Genomic DNA, 349 nt, shown 5'->3' with positions numbered 1-349 from the left:
GCATCATGATTAAATATGCCTCCATCAACATTCTCAATAACTATTTTATCTAACATTTTTTCAAAAGAATTTGCATAATAAACTTTATAGTTAAACATATTATTATGTTCCCTGATGAAACTTAAACGTTTAACTTGATGCTCTTTACCATCAAGATAAACCGCATATTTATCATCAAAATAAAATTCTGCATTATCTTGTCCAATAGTACCGGTATAAATACGGAACATGGCATGGCTAATGGCGGGGGTTAATAATATCGTGAGTAAGATACACTTTATATACTTCATTTTGTTATTCCTTATTTTTTATTTGTGCGTTGTTGTTTGGCTTTTGCTTCTCTTTTAGC

General features: G+C 29.8%; 1 protein-coding gene. It reads right to left on the bottom strand.

What is annotated here, in order from left to right; translation table 11 throughout:
• The coding region (locus GQ589_RS12000) for a hypothetical protein (RefSeq protein WP_160426491.1) at positions 1-290 on the bottom strand (290 nt) is incomplete at its 3' end.
• Between the last annotated feature and the right edge of the window lie 59 nt (positions 291-349).

The sequence above is a fragment of the Gilliamella sp. Pas-s27 genome (assembly GCF_009795865.1).
GTDB lineage: Bacteria > Pseudomonadota > Gammaproteobacteria > Enterobacterales > Orbaceae > Gilliamella.
The sequence above is the reverse complement of the archived record's forward strand: the minus strand, read 5'-3'. Positions and strand labels throughout refer to the sequence as shown.